Source organism: Collinsella sp. AM23-17 (assembly GCF_003470945.1).
GTDB lineage: Bacteria > Actinomycetota > Coriobacteriia > Coriobacteriales > Coriobacteriaceae > Collinsella > Collinsella aerofaciens_O.
Map to the genome: position 1 here is coordinate 35251 of NZ_QRHU01000005.1, position 19270 is coordinate 54520.

13 protein-coding genes are annotated in these 19270 nt (G+C 61.0%); 11 read left to right on the top strand and 2 right to left on the bottom strand.

The window, feature by feature from the left end; genetic code table 11:
• The first annotated feature begins 2 nt into the window (after positions 1 to 2).
• The 3 genes from DW645_RS02925 (at position 3) to ligA (ending at position 4742) form a co-directional block, all read left to right on the top strand.
• Positions 3 to 626, top strand: a complete 624-nt coding sequence (locus DW645_RS02925; RefSeq protein ID WP_089573198.1) for a hypothetical protein — start codon at positions 3 to 5, stop codon at positions 624 to 626.
• Positions 627 to 798: 172 nt separating this feature from the next.
• Positions 799 to 2265 carry a S1C family serine protease gene (locus DW645_RS02930; RefSeq protein WP_118226221.1) on the top strand — a complete coding sequence of 489 codons (1467 nt, stop codon included), beginning with the start codon at positions 799 to 801 and terminating at the stop codon, positions 2263 to 2265.
• 248 nt (positions 2266 to 2513) lie between these two features.
• Positions 2514 to 4742 (top strand): NAD-dependent DNA ligase LigA, encoded by a 2229-nt coding sequence (ligA, locus tag DW645_RS02935; RefSeq protein ID WP_118226223.1) that lies wholly within the window; start codon positions 2514 to 2516, stop codon positions 4740 to 4742.
• Positions 4743 to 4799: 57 nt separating this feature from the next.
• On the opposite strand, the gene DW645_RS02940 is transcribed toward ligA, so the two are convergent.
• Both DW645_RS02940 and DW645_RS02945 read right to left on the bottom strand, forming a co-directional pair.
• On the bottom strand, positions 4800 to 5639 hold the full coding sequence (locus DW645_RS02940) for a MerR family transcriptional regulator (RefSeq protein WP_118226261.1): 840 nt from the start codon (positions 5637 to 5639) through the stop codon (positions 4800 to 4802).
• Between the two features lie 63 nt (positions 5640 to 5702).
• Positions 5703 to 7049 (bottom strand): MATE family efflux transporter, encoded by a 1347-nt coding sequence (locus DW645_RS02945; protein WP_118226225.1) that lies wholly within the window; start codon positions 7047 to 7049, stop codon positions 5703 to 5705.
• Between the two features lie 259 nt (positions 7050 to 7308).
• Between DW645_RS02945 and DW645_RS02950 the strand changes: the two genes are divergently transcribed.
• The 8 genes from DW645_RS02950 to DW645_RS02985 all read left to right on the top strand — a co-directional run bounded on the left by DW645_RS02950 (position 7309) and on the right by DW645_RS02985 (position 19206).
• Positions 7309 to 9129, top strand: coding sequence for an ABC transporter ATP-binding protein (locus tag DW645_RS02950; RefSeq protein ID WP_118226227.1), 1821 nt, complete (start codon positions 7309 to 7311; stop codon positions 9127 to 9129).
• Entirely contained in the window at positions 9122 to 11020 is a 1899-nt protein-coding gene (locus DW645_RS02955; RefSeq protein ID WP_118226229.1) for an ABC transporter ATP-binding protein, read from the top strand. The genes DW645_RS02950 and DW645_RS02955 overlap by 8 nt, the downstream gene beginning before the upstream one ends.
• 246 nt (positions 11021 to 11266) lie before the next feature.
• Positions 11267 to 12322 (top strand): GTP 3',8-cyclase MoaA, encoded by a 1056-nt coding sequence (gene moaA, locus DW645_RS02960; RefSeq protein ID WP_233540700.1) that lies wholly within the window; start codon positions 11267 to 11269, stop codon positions 12320 to 12322.
• 4 nt (positions 12323 to 12326) lie between these two features.
• Entirely contained in the window at positions 12327 to 13628 is a 1302-nt protein-coding gene (gene mobB / locus DW645_RS10190) for a molybdopterin-guanine dinucleotide biosynthesis protein B (protein WP_118226231.1), read from the top strand.
• Between the two features lie 242 nt (positions 13629 to 13870).
• Positions 13871 to 14455 carry a histidine phosphatase family protein gene (locus tag DW645_RS02970; RefSeq protein ID WP_117563640.1) on the top strand — a complete coding sequence of 195 codons (585 nt, stop codon included), beginning with the start codon at positions 13871 to 13873 and terminating at the stop codon, positions 14453 to 14455.
• A 248-nt stretch (positions 14456 to 14703) separates the two neighbouring features.
• Entirely contained in the window at positions 14704 to 15549 is an 846-nt protein-coding gene (locus DW645_RS02975) for a PRD domain-containing protein (RefSeq protein ID WP_117765392.1), read from the top strand.
• 118 nt (positions 15550 to 15667) lie between these two features.
• Positions 15668 to 17107, top strand: a complete 1440-nt coding sequence (locus tag DW645_RS02980; protein WP_117628953.1) for a PTS transporter subunit EIIC — start codon at positions 15668 to 15670, stop codon at positions 17105 to 17107.
• A gap of 650 nt (positions 17108 to 17757) precedes the next feature.
• Positions 17758 to 19206: a glycoside hydrolase family 1 protein gene (locus tag DW645_RS02985; RefSeq protein WP_117563637.1), complete on the top strand. Its 1449-nt coding sequence runs from the start codon at positions 17758 to 17760 to the stop codon at positions 19204 to 19206.
• The last annotated feature ends 64 nt before the right edge of the window (positions 19207 to 19270 follow it).

A 19270-nucleotide genomic window follows, 5' to 3' on the forward strand; every position in this document is an offset into this window, starting at 1 on the left:
GAATGATCAACAGAAGACAGCTATTCGTCTTGGCATCAGGAGCTGTTATGTTTGCTGGGGCGAGAGGGGCCAACGCTGCGCAGCTTACGAATGCGCAAAAACGATTGACGCTTGTGACCGACATGATAGTTCGGAATGAGGCTGGGGTTATTGTGTCCTCGGCGCGAAGCAAAGATGTCTTGGGTGCCGGAAATAGAAAAATGGCTGTTGGCAGCATAAACAGGAATAATGACGGTGCAGCGTCCCTGACAAGAGCGGCAACTAAGAATTTGGTGACGGTTCATAGGGAGTCAGATGATTCACTGCCGGTGTTGGCAAAGATTGAGATTGTTGTTGAATATTCTGAAGATGGGCAAAGCATTGCAATTCGGTCAGGAAAATATTCGATAATTCAAACCGATCCGCTTGTGATGTATGCAAACGCTTGGTATGCGCTCATGCAGAAAGATAAATATGTGATGAACTACTTCACAGAAAGCGAAGCATCATATGAAACGGGGTGGGGGCCAACGCCATACGATGCGGAGAAGGATAAGTGGACGTGCGGATCGGGTATGGGCGCGACGATTACAGACTTTATTAACGATTCAACATATAGTTTTGCTATCGACTGCTATATCGAATAGACATGACGGCATAAAACGAATTGGCCTATAAGCATGTCATTACTTAAGCAAAGCTGAAATCTTGGCATCTAGTGCTCGGGACTGCCCAGCTTGGGGTACAACTCAACGTGAACAATGATGGCCCGCCACATGTTTGGCGGGCCTTTGGTTATTTGACGAAAGGATCGCAGCTATGAGCGAGAACGATTCCCAGCGTCCCCAGGATGCGGGCAACGCCGGCGAGACCCAACAGCAGCCGCGCGTGCAGGTGGAGTCGACGCCTGCCGACAGCAACATTCCCTACGTGCAGGCCTACGACACGCAGACCGGAAAGCCGCTGGGCAGCCAGCAGGTTGTAAACAAGCACACAGTGGTCAAGACTAAGACCAAAAAGCTGCCGATCTTTATTACGGCACTCGCCGGCTGTGCCTGCGGCGCCCTGCTGGTCATTGCGCTCATTATGAGTGGCACGCTCAACATTGGCGGCGGAAAGAATGCCGTGACGGCGGGTGCTTCGGGTTCGTCGACGCAAAAGATCACGATCGACTCCGAGGACACCACGCTGGCCGAGGCCGTTTCTGCCAAGGCGTTGCCCTCCGTGGTTTCCATTACCGCCACTTCGAGCGGCAGCCAGAATGGCTCGCTTTCGCAGTCTGCCGACGAGTCGGACAGCTCGGGCAGCGTCGGCTCGGGCGTGGTGCTCGATACCGAGGGCCACATCCTCACCAACAACCACGTGGTCGATGGCTATGACCAGTACGTGGTGACCATGGATGACGGCACCACCTACGAGGCCGAGTTCGTGGGCAACGACGCTTCGAGCGACCTGGCCGTCATCAAGCTCAAGGACGCAGACGCCTCCAAGCTCACGCCGATTGAGATCGGTGATTCCTCCAAGCTCAACGTGGGCGAGTGGGTTATGGCGATCGGCTCGCCGTTCGGAAACGAGCAGTCTGTCTCCACGGGTATCGTCTCGGCGCTCTACCGCTCCACGGCCATGAGCTCTACCAGCGGTAATACCATCTATGCCAACATGATCCAGACCGATGCCGCCATCAACCCGGGCAACTCCGGTGGCGCGCTCGTCAACGACAACGGTGAGCTCGTGGGCATCAACTCGCTCATCGAGAGCTACTCGGGCTCCAGCTCGGGCGTGGGCTTTGCTATTCCCGTTAACTACGCCAAGAACATTGCCGACCAGATTATCGACGGCAAGACGCCGGTGCATCCGTACATGGGCGCCACGCTTTCGAGCGTCAATGCGCTTAACGCCCGCACCAACAAGCTGAGCACCGATAGCGGCGCGTACGTGGCGAGCGTCGTCGAGGACGGTCCTGCCGCCAAGGCCGGCATTCAGGAGGGCGACGTCATCACCAAGCTGGGCGACGATGAGATTTCGAGCGCCGATGGCCTGATCATCGCACTGCGCAGCCACGAGGTGGGCGAGAAGGTCGAGATCACGCTCATGCGCGGCAAGGAAGAGAAGAAGGTCACCGTCGAGCTGGGCTCCGATGAGGAGCTGCAGAACCAGCAGCAGGATGACAGCGCGACCGACACCGGCAACGGTGGTATTACCGATGAACAGCTGCGCCAGTACCTGGAGGAGCTGCTGGGCCAGCAGGGCCAGGGCCAGGGCCAAGGCTACGGCCAGGGTTACTAACGAGCCGTATCGCACATACCGATGCCAGAGGGGCTGTTCCGCCAACGCGGGACAACCCCTCTTTTCGTAGTGATCCATTGGGGATGGAGGAAAACGGATCATTTAGAACTGGCAAGGGCATGGTTTGATCGCGCGATCCACCCCAGTCTGGCGGCTGCCGATTCGGTGCGGTTCGAAAGGGTTATTCGGCGCCATGGTGACCGGTGGTACTCTAGTATCCGTTTGAAATCGAGCGAAGGAGTGCCGCTATGGAGCAATCGAGCCTGTTTGGTGACGGCGTGGACATCGATACCGAAACGCCCGCGGGCGCGGATGCCGCTGCACCGGCCGACGCCCATGCCCAGGCCGCCGCGCGCGCGGCCGAGCTGCGCCACGAGCTCGATTACCACGCGTACCGCTACTACATGCTCGATGCGCCCGAGATCACGGACGCCGCCTTCGACAAAATGCTCGTTGAGCTGCAGGAAATCGAGGCGACCTATCCCGATTTGGTGACGCCCGACAGCTATACCCAGCGCGTGGGCGGATACGTGAGCGAGCAGTTTACGCCGGTCACGCACATGGCCCGCATGTATTCCATGGACGATGCCATGGACCTGGACGAACTTGACGCGTGGCTCCAGCGCACCGAGGATGCGCTCGGCGCCGGTAGCGTCACCTATACCTGCGAGCTCAAGATCGACGGCTTGGGCGTCGCGCTTACCTACCAAAACGGCACCTTCGTACGCGCCGCCACGCGCGGCGATGGCACCACGGGCGAGGACGTGTCGCTCAACGTCCGTACCATCAAGGACGTGCCCATGCACCTGTCCGAGCCGGCGCTCGCCCACATGGGCGCCGATCGCGAGCGTACCATCGAAGTGCGTGGTGAGGTCTACATGCCCAAGGGCAGCTTTGTCCGTCTAAACGAAGAGGCCGATGCCGAGGGCCGCGACCCCTTTGCCAACCCGCGCAACGCTGCTGCAGGATCCCTGCGCCAAAAGGACCCCAAGGTCACGGCGCGCCGCGACCTGGCCACCTTTATCTATGCCATCGCCGATACCGATCCGCTGCACGTCCACAGCCAGCGCGAGTTTCTCGACTGGCTGCGTAGCGCCGGCTTCAGCGTCAACCCCAACGTGGCTCGTTGCGCCACGCCGTCCGAGGTCCACGAGTTCTGTGCCCAGGCGCTCGAGCACCGCGGCGACCTGGATTACGACATCGACGGCGTGGTCGTAAAGGTCGACAGCTTCCAGCAGCAGCTCGACCTGGGCTTTACCGCTCGTGCACCGCGCTGGGCCATCGCCTTTAAGTTCCCGCCCGAGGAAAAGCAGACCGTCCTGCGCGAAATTCGCATCCAGGTGGGCCGCACCGGTGTGCTCACGCCGGTCGCCGAGTTCGACCCGGTGACGGTCGCCGGCTCCACCATCGCGCGCGCCACGCTGCACAACATCGATGAGATCCGCCGCAAAAACGTGCGCGAGGGCGACACCATCATCGTGCACAAGGCGGGCGACGTGATCCCCGAGGTCGTGGGTCCCGTGCTCGACAAGCGTCCGGCCGACAGCGTTGACTGGCAGATGCCCGAGGTCTGTCCCGTGTGCGGTAGCCCCGTGGTTCACGAGGATGGCGAGGTGGCCTACCGCTGCGTGTCCATCGACTGCCCCGCACAGCTCAAGGAGCGCCTGCTCCACTGGGTGAGCCGCGGCTGCATGGACGTGGACGGCCTGGGCGATGAGATTGTCGACAAGATGATCGCCGCCGGCCTGATTCATGATGTCGCGGACTTCTACCAGCTCACGGTCGACGACATCGCCGGCCTGGACACGGGCCGCACCTATGCTAGCTCCAACAGCAAAAAGGGTGTCAAGAAGGGCGACCCCATCCCGGTGGGCCTCAAGACGGCCGAGAAAATCATCGCCGAGCTCAACAAGTCCAAGAGCCAGCCGCTCGGTCGCGTGCTGTTTGCCCTGGGCATCCGCCACGTGGGCAAGAGCGTGGGCGAGGTCATCGCCGAGCGATTCCTGTCGATCGACAAGCTCATCTTGGCGAGCGAAGAGGATATCGCCGAGTGCGAGGGCATCGGTCCCAAGATTGCGGCGAGCGTCAAGCAGTTCCTGGCCGTGCCCGAGAACCTCGCCGTGCTGGAACGTCTGCGCCAAGCGGGCCTTTCGCTCGAGGTCGACTTGGGCGCCGCTCATGCGCAAGCCGCGGCCGAAGCTGGCGTGGCGGGCGAGCTCGCCGACGCACAGCCGCTTGCGGGTCTGACCTTCGTGCTCACCGGCACGCTCGTCAACCGCACGCGCGACGAGGCAGGCGCGGCGCTCAAGGTGCTCGGCGCCAAGGTTTCGGGCAGCGTGTCGAAGAAGACGAGCTATCTGGTCGCCGGCCCCAAAGCGGGCTCCAAGCTCACCAAAGCCGAGCAGCTGGGCGTGCCTGTATTGGATGAGGACGCACTCGAGCAGATTTTGGCTACTGGCGAGGTGCCTGAGGCGTAAGGCATCGATAGCCAAATTGAAGAACCGCCCGGAAGCACGATGCCTTCCGGGCGGTTCTTACTTTGCTGGGGCAACCGGCACCGTGATCTGCGTTACGTAGGTTGCCGGGTCGTCGCTGATGATGTCGTCGATCAAGGCGATCTCGCGCGAGGGGCCGGCGGGCGTCAGGTTGTGTTCGCGCATATAGCTGAGCAGCCGCTCGTAGCGCGGGGCTGCTTGTCCGTGCGTGCCGCGGAAGCTTATGGTTAGGCAGCGCGCGGCGGGCCGCACCTCGACGTCGCCCAAGTAATCATCGGTGTCATCGAGCAGCAGGAAGACCTCGTCGTAGCCATCAAAGTCGCCGGCGGCAAGGCGTTCGGGCGCGATCCCGACGCCCAAGTTGCCCAGAAAGACAAAGGTCTCGTGCTGACCCTTCTGCAGCTGACGAATCTGCCATTCCAGCGCATATGCGTCGGTAGGGTTGACGCGTTCGCTCAGCACGGCGCAGTGAAGCTCGGGCGCATCGATTGTGCAAATGGTATCGAGCTCGGTGTTTAGGGCATCGTGCAGCAGGGCAAGTCGGTTATCGATCTTGCGCGACACGCGCTCCAGCTCGCTGCGCTTGCGCTCGATGAGCTCCTGCTGCTGAGCCAGCTGCCGCTGCATGAGGTTCACATCGCGCGTTGTCACAAACTCGCGGATTTGTGCGAGCGGCAAGTTGAGAACACGCAGGTGGCTGATGGTGTTGAGGGTGGAGAGCTGCCGCGATCCGTAGTAGCGGTACCCACTCGTCGGATCGACATATGCCGGTTCCAATAGCCCCATCTGTTCGTAATGGCGCAGTGTGCCCACGCTCAAATTGAGCAAGCGCGCCACCTCGCCAATGCGGAGCAGGCCCTCGGTGTGTTCGCTTGGCATGTCGGTCACAGGACCGCTCCTTTCGGTAAAACAGGGGAGAGGCGCTAGGCCTGCGTTGCCCCGCTACGCCATCAGCTTGTCAAAAGTTCCGCGGCGGTTGAGCACGGTAAATGCAATCACGCAGATGGCCGCCGACAGAATCGACCCGCACGGCGAGGCGATACCCATGGGGAACAGCGTGTCGGAATAGGCGTTCGACAGCAGCCATGCGCCGGGTACGCGAATGAGCGCCACGGCCAGCACGTTGTGCGCAAAGCCGATGTAGCTCTTGCCGTATGCAGCGAAAAAGCCGCTAAAGCAAATGTGGATGCCGGCAAAAATCGCGTCGAAAATATAGCTGCGCATATAGCCGGTGCCGGCGGCGACCACCGCGGGGTCCTTGGCAAAAAAGCCGATAAACGCCGGCGCCACCAGCCACATCAGCACCGTGATCAGGCAGCCGTACACCACCGAGATGGTCATGGCATCCTTGAGCACCTGGCGCGCGCGGTCGCCCTTGCCTGCGCCGGCGTTTTGCGCCGTGAGCGCGCTGACGGTAGCGCCCATGGAACTCGGCACGATAAACAAAAAGCTGATCATCTTTTCGACCAAGCCTACGGCGGCGGCATCAACCAGGCCGCGGTGGTTGGCGATGACGGTGATGAACATAAACGCCACCTGGATGCAGCCGTCCTGCACGGCTACGGGCACGCCGATCTTAAGGATGCTGCCGAGCACCTCGGGCTGGGGGCGTAGGTCGCTGCGCTTGAGGTGAATGTGCGTACGGCGGCTCTTGAGCCACACGAGCGCGAGAGCCACGCTCGCCGTCTGCGCGATGACTGTGCCGAGTGCCGCGCCTACGGGGTCGAGCCCCATGTGGCCGATAAACAGAAAGTCGAGCGCGATGTTGATGATGCATGCCACGCCAATCACGTACATGGGCGAGCGCGAATCGCCTAGGCCGCGAAAGATGGCCGAGAGGATGTTGTACGCGGCGATAAAGGGAATGCCCATAAAGCAGATACGCAGGTAGGCGGCGGTTCCTTCGACCGCCTCGGCCGGCGTGCCAATGAGTGCCACAATCTGCGGACACAGTGCGAGCAGGACAGCGGCCAGCACCACCGAGACACCCATAAAGAGCGTGATGGTGTTGCCGATGGCGGTCTCGGCGCGGTCAAACCGACGCGAACCCACGGCGTGGCCGACGATAACCGTCGTTCCCATGGCCAGGCCCACGAGCGTCACGGTAATGATATAGAGCGTCTGCGCGCCGTTGCCCACGGCGGTGATGCCGGCGGCGCCGCTAAACTGCCCCATCATGTACAGGTCGGCCATGCCGTAGAGCATCTGCAAAAAGTACGAGAGCATATATGGCAGGGCAAAGACCGCGATGGTCTTAAGGACATTGCCGCGTGTGAGGTCGTGTTCCATGGGCGGGGCTTTCTGGCTTGGTCTGTTTACGTACCAGTGTAGTGAAAACCCTACAACGATTATAGAGTCAAGGTTTATGTTGGCAGTGGGGCGAAAAAGTCACGCTCGCGTTCATTTCTAATTGAATACAGGGGCGCGTCCTGCGAGCTTGGTGCCTGCACTAGCCTTGCAGAAATCGATTTCGGAACACTTGACACCGCCGCACGGCGCGCCATAATACGTGGGTTTGCGAACAACGTTTGATGGGGGATGAACCTGCGTGCGCAATCTCAAGATTCTGTTTTCCTATCTGGGGGCATACCGCCGCGATGCCATGCTCGGCGTGCTCTTTGTGACGGCCGAGACGGCGCTCGAGCTGTTTATCCCGGTCATCATGGCAAATATCATCGATGTAGGCGTGCCCGCGGGCGACATCGACTACATGCTGTTGCAGGGCACGTATATGTTGGTATGTGCCGCATTTTCGCTGGTACTTGGCTTGGGCTATGCGCGCACGTCTGCTCGCGTCGCCTCGGGGCTGGGCGCTAACCTGCGCGAGGCCGAGTATCGCAAGATCCAGACGCTCGCCTTTGGCAATCTGGACAACTACGACGCCAGCTCGCTCGTCACTCGCATGACCACCGACATCACCGTGATTCAAAACGCCATCGGCAACGGCTTTCGCCCCATGGTGCGCGGCCCCGTGACGCTCATCGTCGGCTTGGTCTATGCGCTGGTGCTGTCGCGCCCGCTCGCTACGGTATTCGCGATTATTCTGCCAGTGCTGGCGATTGTACTGGGCGTTATCACCTATCGCGTCAGCCCGCTCTACCGCCAGCTGCAGACCTCGATGGACCATCTCAACGGTGTGGTGCAGGAGGACCTCACCGCCGTGCGCGCCGTCAAGGCGTACGTGCGTGCCGAGCACGAGGAGGCCAAGTTCGATGCCGTCAATACCGAGCTTGCGCATACGGCGACGAAGACCTTTGGCAACGCCGTGCTCAACCTGCCGGTGTTTCAGCTGTCGATGTACGTGGCTGCGCTCTCGATTCTATGGATTGGCGGCCGCATGATCATCGAAGGTCGCTTGGGCGTGGGCTCGCTCACGGGCTTTATGAGCTATGTGCTGCTGATCATGAACTCGCTCATGATGATTTCCAACGTGTTTTTGCTGCTCACGCGCGCACTTGCCAGCGTGGAACGCATCTCGCGGGTGCTCGACGAGCGTTCACTTATCCAGGCGCCCGACGCTGCCGCTGCCGTGCGCGAGGTGGCCGACGGAAGCATCGAGTTTCGCGACGTGTCGTTTAAGTACCGCGCGGATGCTGCCGAGGATGTGCTCGAGCATATTGACCTTTGCATTGAGGCGGGCTCCACGGTGGGCGTGCTCGGCGGCACGGGCTCGGGCAAGAGTTCGCTTGTGCAGCTGATCGCGCGCCTGTACGACGCCACCGAAGGCGCCGTACTCGTGGGCGGGCGCGATGTGCGCGATTACGACCTGGTTGCCCTGCGCGACGCCGTGGGTATCGTGCTGCAAAAGAACGTGTTGTTTACGGGTACCGTGCGCGAGAACCTGCAGTGGGGCAATCCGCAGGCGTCGGACGATGAGCTCCTCGCGGCCTGCCGGGCGGCATGCGTGGACGAGTTTCTGGATCGCATCGGCGGCCTTGACGGCTATCTGGGCCAGGGCGGTGCCGGTGTCTCGGGCGGGCAGAAGCAGCGCCTGTGCATCGCGCGTACGTTGCTCAAGCATCCGCGTGTGCTCATCTTTGACGATTCGACCAGCGCGGTCGATATGGCGACCGACGCCAAGATCCGCGAGCATATCGCTCAGATTCCCAACACGACGGTGATTGTCATTGCACAGCGCATTGCGAGCGTCATGGATGCCGACCGCATTATTGTGCTGGACGACGGCCGTGTCCACGGTGTGGGCACGCACGAGGAGCTGCTGGCGGGCGACGCCATTTATCAGGAGATCTATGCCTCGCAGATGGAGTTTGCGGGGGATGTGGACGTCGCAGACGGCGCAAATGCCCCGTCTTCGTCTGGCCCCAACGAATCAATTCAAGCCACGGAAGGGGGTGAGCGCCATGCCTAAGACATCCGCTCAGGCCCGTCCCACCAATCTGACGCAGACGCTTCGCCGCTTGCTCTCCTACATGGGTCACGCCAAGTTCTCGCTGCTCGCAGTTGGCGTGCTTGCCTCTGTGGCCGCCATCGCAAGCCTTGCCGGCACCTACATGGTACGTCCCATCGTCAACGGTTTGGCAACGGGCGGCGAGGAACTGCTCGCTAGGCAGGTTATCTTTACCGCTGCCATCTACGCCGCGGGCGTGCTCTCGGCTCTGGGCTACTCGCAGATTATGGTGCGCGCGGCCCAGCGCGTGGTGTCCGATATCCGCCGCGACCTGTTTGCCCACATTCAGACGCTGCCGCTGAGCTACTTCGACAGCACGCGCTCGGGTGACATCATGAGCTTCTTTACCAACGACGTCGACACCGTCTCCGAGGCGCTCAACAACAGCTTTGCCAACGTGATTCAGGCGATCATCCAGGTGGTCGGCACCACGGCCATGCTCATCATCCTCAACTGGCAGCTCACGATTATCACGCTCGTGTGCGATGCGGCCATTGTGCTGTATGCGCGCTACTCGGGCACGCGCTCTAAGCGTTTCTTTGCCGCCCAGCAGGCATCGCTTGGCGACCTGGACGGATATACCGAAGAGATGGTCTCGGGTCAAAAGGTCATCAAGGTCTTTAATCACGAGCAAGCCAACGTGGCTGGTTTTGACGCGCGCAACCAAGAGCTGCGCCGCACCGGTGGTGCCGCGCAGGCCTACGCCAACTCGATGGTGCCCATGACCGTGGTGATCGGCTATGCCAACTACGCCATCGTCGCCGTGGCGGGCGGCATGCTCTGCATCAAGGGGCTCGCCGACGTGGGCGCGCTTGCAAGTTACCTGGTCTTTGTACGCCAGGCCGCCATGCCCATCAACCAGTTTACGCAGCTGGGCAACTTTTTGCTCAACGCGCTGGCCGGTGCCGAGCGCCTGTTTGCCGCCATGGATCTTGAGCCCGAGGTGGACGAGGGCTGCGTGGAGCTGGTGCAGACGGGCGGCGCCGCGTGGGCATGGAAGATTCCCGAGAGCCAGGGCGTGGGCGCGTACGGGCACCTGCATGATGTGGCTGCCGTTGATGAGTCGGGCCGTGCGGTGGCTGCCGACGGCACCGAGCTCACGTGCGGCTTGGTCCCACTTGCCGGCGACGTGCGCTTCCATGCCGTGGACTTTTCCTACGTGCCAGGCACCCGTGTGCTCACGGATCTCAACCTGTTTGCCAAGCCGGGGCAAAAGATCGCGTTTGTGGGCTCCACAGGCGCCGGTAAGACGACCATCACCAACCTCATCAACCGCTTCTACGAGGTCGATGACGGCGAGATCACGTACGACGGCATTGACGTCAAGCACATTGCCAAGGCCAGCCTGCGCGGGTCGCTCGGCATTGTGCTGCAGGACACGCACCTGTTTAGCGGCACCATCGCACAGAACATCCGCTTTGGCAAGCTCGACGCGACCGACGAGGAAGTGCGCGCCGCTGCCGAGGCTGCCTGCGCGGATTCGTTTATCCGCCGCCTGCCTAGAGGCTACGACACACCGGTCACGGCCGACGGCGCCAACCTGTCGCAGGGCCAGCGCCAGCTGCTCGCCATCGCGCGCGTGGCCGTTGCCGACCCGCCGGTGCTCATCTTGGACGAGGCCACGAGCTCTATCGACACGCGCACCGAAAAGCTCATCGAGCGCGGCATGGACCGCATCATGCGCGGACGCACCACGTTTATGATCGCGCACCGCCTGTCCACCGTCCGCGACGCCGACGCCATCATGGTCCTCGAACACGGTCGCATCATCGAGCGCGGCACGCACGAAGAGCTGCTCGCTCAGCACGGCGAGTACTGGCAGCTGGCGCATGGCTTAAAAGAGTTGGATTAACCCGTTCGAGCACGATGCTTTGACCCCTCCATGCTCCTCACCTCGCCTCAAACCATCACAACATTCGACGTTTTTTGCCAAAATTGGGAAAAGCATCGAATGTTGTGATGGTCTGTGTGTTGAGGATGGGCTTGGGAAGTCCGTTTTGCTCGAAGCGACCTGTCCTGTCGTACGGGTGTCGGCATGATTCTCCCGTGGGGTATTATGTTTTCCGAAGAATAAAACGCCGCGTGAGGGGAGGGCTGCGTGGACGGGCACGTGCAACATGACGGCTTTGGCCGCGACATCAACTACCTGCGCATTGCCGTTACCGACAAGTGCAATTTTCGCTGCATCTATTGCATGCCGGCCGATGGCGTGGCGCCCCGCGCGCACGACGAGCTGCTCAGCGCCGAGGAAATCGCCCGCTTTGTGCGCTTGGTGGCGGGGGAGGGCATTCGCCGCGTACGCCTGACGGGCGGCGAGCCGCTGGTCAGCCGCCGTATTATTCCGCTCATTCGCGACATCCGCGCGATTCCGCAGATCGAGGACATCTCGCTTACCACCAACGGCGCCCTGCTGCTCAAGCTGGCACCGCAGCTCAAAGATGCCGGGCTTAACCGCGTCAACATCTCGCTCGACACGCTCGACCCTACGCTGTTTGGAAAGATCACGCGCCTGGGTCGACTCGAGCAGACCATGGCTGGCATCGACGCGGCGCTGGCTTGGGGCTTTGAGCCCGTTAAGGTCAACTGCGTTGTGGTGCGCCGGCTCAACCAGGATGTGGCGGCCCTCGCGCGGCTCACGCTCGACCGCCCCATCCACCTGCGCTTTATCGAATACATGCCCATCGGCGACGAACACACGAGCTCGCATTGTGCTGTGGACCCGCATGCGCCCGCGCTCAATCCCGAGCTGTGGGACGCGAGCGACACCGTGCCGAGCGACGAGCTGCGGGCACGCATCAATGCCGGGGCCGCCGCGGCGGGACTGGGCGAGCTCGAGCCGCTCGACATCAACGACGCTCCTGCCGGCGCGGGCCCTGCGCGCTATTGGCGCTTTCCAGGCGCGGCGGGAACGGTCGGCTTCATCAGCGCCATGTCCAATCATTTTTGCGCGAATTGCAACCGTCTGCGCCTGACGGCCGACGGTAACGTGCGTCCGTGCCTGTTCAGCGATGCCGAGTATTCGGTGCGTGAGGCGCTGCGCCGTGGTGATGATATGCAGGTACTTTCGATTTGGCGCGATGCCGTCGCCCACAAACCGCAGGAACACGCGATAATTGAGGGCACACAACGATTTATGTCCCAAATCGGAGGATGATCATATGGCCAAGAGCAGGTACGCCGATGCCACCAAGGCCGCTCGCAGGGCCGCGATGTCTGCCCACAAAGTCACGGCTGCGGCGAATGCTGGCAACGCCGACGCGTCCGTGCAGCCGACTGCCAGTGCTGCCACCGAGCCCGCCCGTGACGCCCGTCGTGACGAGCTGACGCATGTGGACGCCAAGGGCGAGGTACGCATGGTCGATGTGTCCGACAAGGCCGAGACCCATCGCATCGCCATCGCCGAGGGCACCATCCTCATGCATCCCGAGACGCAGGCCATGGTGCTGCAGGACCGCGCCAAAAAGGGCGACGTGCTTGCCTGCGCGCGCGTGGCGGGCATTATGGCCATCAAACGCACGAGCGACATCATTCCCATGTGCCATCCGCTGCTCATTACCAAGAGTAAATGCGACATTGCGCCCATCGCTCCGGCGGGGACGCCTGTCGAGGACGTGCCCGAGGGCTGGGTGCCGGCGCGCACGGACGGGCAGGTTGGCTTTCACGTGCTGGTCACGGCGGGCGTGACGGGCAAGACGGGTATTGAGATGGAGGCTCTGACTGGAGCGAGTGCCGCGTGCCTAACGATCTATGACATGTGCAAGGCGGTCGATCGCGGCATGGAGATCGTCGACGTGCGCCTGCTGCACAAGGAGGGCGGCCGCTCGGGTGTGTGGGATCGCGCAGAGCGTCAGGCCGCTGCTGTTGAGGCTGTGGGGGCCGCGGGCGACGCACCCGCGAGCGCACCCGTCGCCGTCGCACCCGCAGCTCCCACTCCAGCCGTCCCTGCGATCGCGTTTATCGGCTACCAAAACTCGGGCAAGACCACGCTCGTCGAGAAGGTTATCGCCGAGCTCACCCGCCGCGGCCTGCGCGTGGGCTCGCTCAAGCATCATGGGCATCACGGCTTTGATATCGATGTGCCCGCTAAGGACACCTGGCGCCATCACCAGGCCGGATCCAAGCACGTGGGCCTCATCTGCGCCACGCGCTGGGCGGAGTACGCCGACACACGCGAGGAGGACGAGATGCCCGCGCGCGAGCTGCTGTCGCGCTACAACGATGTCGACGTGGTGATCATTGAGGGCTACAAGACCGAGGGTTTCGACAACATCGTGGTCGCGCGCTCCGGTGTCGACCGTCTGCGTGGCAAGAGCTCGCTCGACCTGGTCGACGGTCACACGCTGGCCCTTGCCTGCAACGAAGCCCTGGCGCGTCAGGCCTTCGACGCCGGCTTCGCGACCCGAACCATCAACATCAATGACGCCCGAGCCATCTGCGATCTCATCCAAGACCACCTTTAAGGCTTGACGCTGCGCCGGCCCCAAGCACCCCATCTCGCCCCTCAAGCCGTCGCTCGCGTACCAAAGTACGCGTCGCTCCTCTTTCGGGGCGACCTGGGGCACTTGGAACCGGCTCGCTGCGCTGCCATAACATGCCAAAAAGGGACAGGCATCTTTGTGGTGGTTTTTGCAAAAAAGCTTTGACTTAAAGTTAGCTCAAGGTGTCATAATCGCTGACAAACGATTGCGATCACGGAGGCCTCATGTCAAAACTGTACTTTATGCGTCACGGTCAAACGCTCTTTAACTTGCTTCGTCGCAAGCAGGGCTGGTGTGACTCGCCGCTCACCGAGCTGGGAATCGAGCAGGCTAAAACTGTCGGTGCGACCCTGCGAGGGCGTGGCCTTACGTTTGACCATGCGTACAGTTCGACGTCCGAGCGTGCGTGCGACACGCTTGAGCTTGCGTTCCCCGGTCAGCCTTACGAGCGCGTCAAGGGCCTTAAGGAGTGGAACTTTGGCAAATTTGAGGGCGCGAGCGAGGATTTGAATCCGCGCCTGCCGTACGGCGATTTTTACAAGCAGTATGACGGCGAGGGCGAAGTCGAGTTTCGCGAGCGTATGATGGCGACCATCACCGAGTTCATGCAGCGCCCTGGACATGAGAGCGTGTTGTGCGTGAGCCATGGCGCCGCAGCGGCTCAGGTCATGCGCGGCGTGGGCGTGGAGCCGCTCAAGATGAAGCACCGCATTGGCAACTGCTGTGTGCTCGAACTCGACTTTGATGCTACTACCGGCACATTTGCTCTTGCAGATTTGTACAACCCCTACGGCACCCCGCGCGAGTAACATCGGGGCATCAGCCAAAACCACCACAAAGGGGCCAGGCACCTTTGTGGTGGTTTTGCCGTTTACAGGCGATTTCCTACCGTTCAGCGGACTTTCGCACCAATGGGGCTTACGCTGCATGCAAGTTTCATCCTACAATCGCCCACGTGCTCACAAGTTTGTTACTCCTCGGGAGGCATCACTTGCGCATAATAGAAGACGAGGAATATCGCCCCGTCGTCTAGCGCCGATGTCCGAGGAGTTTTTTCATGCTCATTTTAAAGAAGATCAACAATAACGTTGCTCTCGCCGCCAGCGATGACGGCCGAGAGGTTGTTGTCTTTGGCAAGGGCATCGGTTTTCACGAGATGCCCTACGAGCTTGTCGATGAGTCGCTCATCCAGCGCAAATTCTATAACGTTCCCGAGAGCCTGCAGGATATGGTCGGCACACTTCCCGACGACGTTCTGCTCGCGGCAAGCGACATTGCCTGCTTCGCATCCCAGCAGCTTGGTTGCAAGCTGTCCGGTGGCCTGCCCTTTATCCTGGCAGATCACCTGCAGTTTGCCGTTCAGCGCGACGACGACCAGATCAGCGCTCCCAACCCGCTCGAGCATGAGGTGGCTTTCATCTACCCGCGTGAGCTCGAAATCGGTCAGGCCGCGCTCGCCATCGTGCAAAAGCACACCGGCGCCAAGCTGGGTCAGAACGAGGCCACGAGCATCGCGCTCCACATCGTTAACGCCGAGGTCGACGGCATGGGCCGCGCCAAGGACATGGACTTCATCATGAAGAGCACCCGCGTGCTTGACGAGGTAACCCATTCCGTGGAAAAGCAGCTCGGCTGCTCGCTCGACACGGCGTCGTACTGCTACATTCGCTTTCTTGCGCACCTGCGCTTTTTGGTTCGCCGCCTTGTTAAGGGCAGCTGCACGCAGACCGAGAACTCCTCACTGTTTATGCAGGCCGCCCGCGATTTTCCCGAGGCCTACCAGTGTGCGTACGCCATCAACCGCGTGTTCGAGAAAGAGTTCAAGCAGAGCTGCTCGGACGAGGAGCTCTTGTATCTGATGATGCATATCAACCGTCTGCGATCGGCTTCGCAGACCGAGTGAGTAAAGCCGCCAGCCCGGCGGCAATCGCAACAATTCTTTTTGGTTTCTAACTGCGGGCAAGGTACCGGCTCGCGGTAGGGGATATTTTTGTCGAAATTTGGAAAAGAGAGGACAGATCATGGCAGGTAAATACGACGATCTTGCTGCCCAGATCGTAGAGCTGGTTGGCGGCAAGTCCAACGTCAAATGCGTCGCACACTGCATTACCCGTGTTCGTTTTAAGCTCAAGGACGAGTCGAAGGCCAATGACGAGGCAATCTCCGAGCTGCCCAACGTCATCAAGGTCATGCACGCCAACGGCCAGTACCAGGTTGTTGTGGGCAACATCGTCGAGGACGTCTACGACGCCGTTCTCAAGGCCGGCGGTTTTAGCGACGGCGGCGCCGTCGACGCCGATGACGACGATGCCGCTCCCAAGGGCGTTACCGATGTGATCATCGACCTCATCTCGGGCATCTTCGCCCCCATGCTCGGCACCTTCGCCGCTGCCGGTATCATGAAGGGCCTGCTGGCGCTCGCTACCTTCCTGGTCCCGAGCTTTGCCAACGACGGCGCCTACACGCTGCTCTACACCGTCGCTGACGGCATGTTCTACTTCCTGCCCGTGGTGCTTGGCTTTACCGCGGCCAAGAAGTTCAAGATGAGCGAGTTCAACGGCATGGCCATCGCCTTTGCCCTGGTGTATCCCACCATGGTTGCCCTGACCTCGGGCGAGGTTGTCGGCTCCGTCGAGCTCGGCTTTGCTGGCACCTTCTCTTGGTACACCACGTTCCTGGGCCTGCCGCTCATCATGCCTGCCTCGGGTTACACCAGCTCCGTTATCCCCATCCTGCTCATGGTCTGGTTTGGCTCCACCCTCGAGCACTGGGTTAAGAAGTGGATGCCCGCTTCTATGAAGATGTTCTTCACCCCGCTGATCGTCGTCACCGTTACCGTCACCCTTGGCTATCTGGTCATTGGCCCCATCGCCACGCTCATCACCAACCTGCTTGGTGAGTTCTTCGCGCTGCTGTTTGGCCTGCCCATGATCGGCTCCCTCCTGGGCTGCACCCTCGTCGGTGCCTTCTGGATGTGCCTGGTCATCTTTGGCTTCCACTGGTCGCTCGTGCCCATCGCGCTGGTCAACCTGTCCACTCTGGGCCACGACTACATCCTGGGCTCCGTTATCGCCCACTCCTTCTCGCTGGGCGCCGTGCTCTTCGCCATGTATCTCAAGAACAAGGACGAGAAGTTCCGCGGTATCGCGCTGCCGGCCATGATCTCCGCCTTCTTCTTTGGTGTCACCGAGCCCGCTATCTACGGTGTCGCCCTGCCCGATAAGAAGGCCTTCATCAACGCCAGCATCGGTTCTGCTGTGGGCGGCCTCATCATTGGTCTCTCCGGCGCCGTGGTGTACATGTCCGGTGGTCTGGGCGTCTTCAACTGGCTGTCCTTCATCGACCCCTCCGGTGTTAACGGCATCAGCCACATGATCTGGGCTATCGTTGCCTCTTTCGTGGGTGCCGCCGTGGGCTTTGCGATCGAGTTTGCCACCTACAAGCCCGAGGCTGCCAAGTAGCCCAAACGACAAAGACTCGGTACCAAGCCGGCGGGGGGGAGCGCCCCGCCGGTTTTTTTCAAAGGGGCTAGATGCCATGCGCTCGTCCGAGCGACTGCCCAAAATCAAAACCATGCCGGATTACGGGGCTGAAACGGTGAGTGCTGACCATACCCCGTTTTTCCGTAAACTGACAAGCCTCCTACCTGCGGTTTTGTCCTTGCCGTTTCTGGCATGCTCAAGGGGCACTGGTTCTGCCCCGTAAACCGGCATGGTTTTGAACCTGCCAATAAGGGACAGGTTTATTTTGGTCGGTTTTATCTGGGCAAACGTCGTCTCCGTCAGCTCCGTCCGCATATCTTAAGCCGGCATAGTTTCGATGGGTCGGTCCGTGCGCGTCCCGCAACATGCCTCGCCACGAAACCGGCCTATCTACTACGTTTAAGTGGTAGGGGCCAACCACACGGTGGTTTTTCGAAAACCGCCAAGCCGTCTACCTGCGGTTTTATTTTTGACAATTGCGGCGTGGTCGGGGGTTCACGACTAAACGTAGTAGATGGGCCGGTTTCGTGGCGGCCGACTCAACGCGAACTCCGATCGGGACGCAAATTACCTCGTGGACGCCGCTTCGGCGTCCACGCAACATCCCAACACGTACGAAAGGAGCCAACATGGCTTTTCCCGATGGATTTCTGTGGGGCGGTGCCACTGCCGCCAATCAGTGCGAAGGCGGATACAACGAGGACGGCAAGGGCCTCGGCGTTCCCGACATCATGACCGGCGGCACGGTCTCCGAGCCGCGCCACATTACCGACGGCATTCTGCCCCAGTACCACTATCCCAGCCACGAGGCCGTGGACATGTACCATCACTATCTCGACGACATCAAGCTTTTTGGCGAGATGGGCTTTAAGTGCTACCGCATGTCCATCAACTGGAGCCGTATCTTCCCCAACGGCGACGAGGCCGAGCCCAACCAGGCCGGCATCGAGTTCTACCGCCGTGTGTTCCAGGCCTGTCAGGAGCAGGGCATCGAGCCCATGGTCACCCTTAGCCACTATGAGCTGCCTTATGGTCTGTCCAAAAACTACGGAGGCTGGAAGAACCCCAAGCTCATCGATTTCTACCTCAACTACGCCCGCACCGTCATGACCGAGTACAAGGGCCTGGTGCGCTACTGGCTCACCTTTAACGAAATCAATTGCCTGCTCATGGGCGGCTTTGGCGGCGTGATGGGCGGCGGCATGGTGCCCGAGGCAACCGACACGCCCATGGCCTTTGGCGACTGCGACTGGGACGACCCGCAGGCGCGCTTCGATGCCCTGCACCATCAGTTCCTGGCGAGCGCCAAGTGCGTCACCATGGGCCATCAGATCGATCCCCAGAACAAGATCGGCTGCATGATCGCCGGCAACGCCTGCTACCCGCACACGTGCAATCCGGCAGACGTTCTGGCCGCACAAAAGCAGCAGCGCGAGATGAACTTCTACTGCGGCGACGTGCAGGTGCGCGGTGCGTATCCCTCGTGGGCGCCCAGCGTGTGGCGCCGCGAAGGCGTGCACGTGGAGGTTTCGCCCGAGGACGCCGCCACGCTGGCCGCCGGCAAGGTCGACTTCTACAGCTTTAGCTACTACATGAGCGCCACGGCCACGGCTGACCCGGTGCTGCTGGAGCAGGGCAACATCTTTGGTGGCGCCGGCAACGAGTACCTCAAGAAGAGCGATTGGGGTTGGGCGATCGACCCCGAGGGCCTGCGTTACTACCTGGAGGAGGTCTACGACCGCTACCAGGTGCCGCTGATGATCGTCGAGAACGGCCTGGGCGCGGTGGACGAGGTCGAGGCGGACGGTGCGATTCACGACGGCTACCGCATCGATTACCTGCGCGAGCATATCAAGCAGATGGAGATTGCCATCGAGGACGGCGTGGACCTGATGGGCTACACCATGTGGGGCTGCATCGATTTGGTGAGCGCCTCGACCGGCGAGATGAAGAAGCGCTACGGCTTCATCTACGTCGACAAGGACAACGACGGCAACGGCACGCTCGCCCGCAGCCGCAAGGACAGCTTCTTCTGGTACAAGAAGGTCATCGCCACCAACGGCGCCGACCTGGCCTAGCCAAGTCTCAACCAGCGTAAACGTCGCAACCACCACAAAGGGGCCAGGCACCTTTGTGGTGGTT

Bases quoted from the DNA above. Each gene is read 5' to 3' on its own strand.
- DW645_RS02925 (WP_089573198.1), top strand. From the start codon at position 3: ATGATCAACAGAAGACAGCTATTCGTCTTGGCATCAGGAGCTGTTATG.
- DW645_RS02930 (WP_118226221.1), top strand. From the start codon at position 799: ATGAGCGAGAACGATTCCCAGCGTCCCCAGGATGCGGGCAACGCCGGC.
- ligA (WP_118226223.1), top strand. From the start codon at position 2,514: ATGGAGCAATCGAGCCTGTTTGGTGACGGCGTGGACATCGATACCGAA.
- DW645_RS02940 (WP_118226261.1), bottom strand. From the start codon at position 5,639: ATGCCAAGCGAACACACCGAGGGCCTGCTCCGCATTGGCGAGGTGGCG.
- DW645_RS02945 (WP_118226225.1), bottom strand. From the start codon at position 7,049: ATGGAACACGACCTCACACGCGGCAATGTCCTTAAGACCATCGCGGTC.
- DW645_RS02955 (WP_118226229.1), top strand. From the start codon at position 9,122: ATGCCTAAGACATCCGCTCAGGCCCGTCCCACCAATCTGACGCAGACG.
- mobB (WP_118226231.1), top strand. From the start codon at position 12,327: ATGGCCAAGAGCAGGTACGCCGATGCCACCAAGGCCGCTCGCAGGGCC.
- DW645_RS02970 (WP_117563640.1), top strand. From the start codon at position 13,871: ATGTCAAAACTGTACTTTATGCGTCACGGTCAAACGCTCTTTAACTTG.
- DW645_RS02975 (WP_117765392.1), top strand. From the start codon at position 14,704: ATGCTCATTTTAAAGAAGATCAACAATAACGTTGCTCTCGCCGCCAGC.
- DW645_RS02980 (WP_117628953.1), top strand. From the start codon at position 15,668: ATGGCAGGTAAATACGACGATCTTGCTGCCCAGATCGTAGAGCTGGTT.
- DW645_RS02985 (WP_117563637.1), top strand. From the start codon at position 17,758: ATGGCTTTTCCCGATGGATTTCTGTGGGGCGGTGCCACTGCCGCCAAT.